Annotated in this window: 1 protein-coding gene; it reads right to left on the reverse strand. The window is 63.6% G+C overall.

The annotated features are described in order from the left end of the window. Positions 1-3,292, reverse strand: a 3,292-nt coding sequence (locus ODQ19_RS27860; RefSeq protein ID WP_330211823.1) for a condensation domain-containing protein, incomplete at both ends; no start/stop codon positions are given.

Consider the following 3,292-nt stretch of genomic DNA (forward strand, 5'->3'; position numbering starts at 1 on the left):
ATGACAGTTCAGCTCGGCATAGCTCAAGCGCTGCTCGGCAAACACCAGCGCCGCAGCGTCTGGCGTGCGCGCCACCTGCTCTTCAATCAGGTGATGCACGCAGTGTTGCAACGGGTAGTCCCGTGCTGTGGCGTTCCAATCGTGGATCACCTGTTGACGCTCAGCCGCATCGAGCATCGCCAGGTCGCCCAAACGCTGCTGGCCACCCTCGAGCATGGCGCGCAACAGGTTGATCAGATGGCGGCCATAGGTGTGCACCGTACCTGCACCGAAGTGTGCACGCGCAAAGCTGAACTGCACCGACAGCGTATCACCAACGTCCACCAGCACGGTCAACGGGAAGCTGGTTTGCTCACGGGAGTCCGGCAGGCCAAAACGGATACCGCTGCCCCCACTCTGCTCCAGGGCCTTGGACACCGGGTAGTTCTCGAACACCAGGATGTTGTCGAACAAGGCTTCACCGCCTTGCCCGGCCCAGCGCTGGATATCGTACAGCCCGGTGTGTTCATGCTCGCGCAGGGCCAGGTTCTGCGCCTGCACCGCCTGCAACCAGTCGGCTACGCTTTGCTGACCATCCACTGCGCAGATCACCGGCAGGGTATTGATAAACAGGCCGATCTGCTGCTCTACACCCACAAGATCCGCCGGGCGTCCGGCCACGGTGGCACCAAAGGACACCACCGACTGCCCGCTATGGCGCTGCAACAGCACCAGCCATGCCGCCTGGATCAGGGTGTTGAGCGTGACCTTGTTGCTGCGTGCGAAGGCCTCGAGACGTTCGGTCAGCGGGCGATCCAGGCTCAGTTGATGTTCGCCATGCCCGCCTGCCGTCATCGGCTGGCTGCTGCCCAGGCGAGTCGGTGACTGCAGTGCGCTCAACTGCTCACGCCAGAAGGTTTCGGTCGCACCGGCATCACGCTGCTGCAACCAACCGATGTAGTCGCGATAACGCCCGGCCGCCTCCGGCACAGCCACGCCGGCGTAGCGCTGCAGCACTTCACCGAACAGCCGCGAATTGCTCCAGCCGTCCATCAGGATATGGTGGTGGGTGTAGATCAGCTCATGGCGTTGCTCGTCGATACGCACCAGCACCATGCGCACCAGGGGTGCCTTGGCTAGGTCAAAGCCCTGGCAACGCTGGGCTTCCTGCAGGTTTTTCAACGCCAGTTCACGCTCCGGCATCGCACGCCAATCGAGGTGTTCGATCGGCAACCGGGCCTCGCGGTACACCACCTGGCACGGCCATTCCAGCTGGCCTTCCCAGAAGAACCCACTGCGCAACACGTCATGGGCGCGCACGGTGGCATCCCACGCCTGCTGGAATCGCGCCACATCCAGGCCCTCGGCGGTCACGCGGATCTGGTTGATGTAGTCGCCGGCGGCCTGTTCATACAGGGTGTGGAACAGCATGCCCTGCTGCATGGGTGACAAGGTGTAGATGTCTTCAATGGCGTCGGCAGCCAGCGGCAAGGACTCCAGTTGCTGTTGGTTCAAGCGCGACAACGGGAAATCGGAAGCGGTCACGCCACGGTTGCCGGGGGTGCAGCAATGCTCCACTAACGCCGTCAGTTCGCGGGTAAAGGCTTGGCTCAAGGCGTCGATTTGCGAGGCCTCAAACATCAGCGGGCTGAAGGTCCAGCCCATGTGCAGTTCACCGCCGAACACCTGGCCGTTGAGCGTCAACCAGTTGCCCAGCGGCGCCTCGGGGCTCTGCTCGGCACCCGCGCTTTCTCGCGCTGGCACGAACAAACCGTCTGGCTGATCAAAGCTGCCGTCGATCTGGCCCAGGTAGTTGAAGGTGATGCGTGGCACCGGCAACTCACTGAACGCCTGGCGCGTGGCGTCGTCGCCGAGGTAGCGTAGCGCGCCGAAACCCAGGCCTTTGTCTGGCACGGCGCGCAGTTGTTCCTTGATTTGCTTGATCGAAGTGGCAAGGGATTCGGTCGGGGTCAGGCGCACCGGAAACAGGCTGGTGAACCAGCCCAGGGTACGGGTCAGGTCGATGTCGTCGAACACGTCTTCGCGGCCATGGCCTTCCAGCTGGATCAGACTCGAAGCCTGCCCCGTCCACAGGCAGATAACCCGCGCCAGGGCCGTCAGTAGTAGGTCGTTGATCTGGGTGCGATAGGCCGTGGGCGCCTGTTGCAGCAATTGCCGAGTGTGTTCGGCGTCCAGTTGGCTGACCACGGTCTGCGCCAGGCGCCCGGGACGTGCGCCGTTTGGATCCCGGCACGGCAAGTCGGTCGGCACGCCCTGGAGCTGTTGCAGCCAGAAGTGTTTTTCCGGCTCCACGGCTTCGCTGCGGGCATGGGCCCGCAAGCGCTCAGCCCAGACCTTGAACGACGTGGTCTTGGCCGGCAACTGTTGCTGGCGATACAAGCTTTGCAGGTCTTCGAGGAACACCCGCCAGGACACGCCGTCCACCACCAGGTGGTGCATCACGAGCAGCAGGCGCTGGGAACCGTCAGCCATCTCGGCGAGTACCGCGCGCAGCAACGGGCCTTGCTGCAGGTCGAGGCTACGCTGGGCGCGCTCGCACAGGGTTTGCAGTTCGGCAGCGTCCTGCACGTTCGCCTGCCACAGCAGGGTTGCAGGTTGCGCATCATGCCGTGCGGTCCAGGCCCCGGCCTGCTGGCTGAAGCTCAGGCGCAGCACATCGTGGTGCTGGGTGAGTGCTTGCAGCGCCGCTTCCAAAGGCTCGGCCTCAAGGGGCTGGCGTGGCGTCAGCAGCAAGGACTGGTTCCAGTGGTGACGGTCCGGCAGGTCCATCTCGAAGAACAATTGCTGGAACGGCAGCAACGGCGTCTCGCCCTGCACCGGGCCTTGATCGATCACCTGCGCTGTCTGCAACTGCGCCACGCGGGCCAGGCTGCGCACCGTTTGGTGCTGGAACAATGCCTTGGCAGTGAAATGGATACCGGCGGCACGGGCGCGGCTGACCACTTGAATGGAGATGATCGAATCACCGCCACGCTCGAAGAAGTTGTCGTTCAAACCCACTTGCTCGACGCCCAGCACCTCGGCCCAGATTGCGGCGATTTGCTGCTCCAGGCCACTCTGCGGCGCTTCGTAGTGGTGGGTGGCTTGAGGCTTGGGCAGGGCCTTGCGGTCCAGTTTACCGTTGGGGCTCAGCGGCATCTGTTCCAGCAGCATCCACTGCGCCGGCACCATGTAGTCTGGCAGATGCTGGGCCAGGTGGGCACTCAACACATCGCGCCAGTCATCACCGGCGTTGTGCAGCACCAGGTAGCCCACCAGGTATTTGCCCTCGACCGCCAGCACGGCGGCTTCC

This window comes from Pseudomonas sp. AM4(2022), assembly GCF_036346515.1.
GTDB classification, from domain to species: domain Bacteria; phylum Pseudomonadota; class Gammaproteobacteria; order Pseudomonadales; family Pseudomonadaceae; genus Aquipseudomonas; species Aquipseudomonas paracarnis.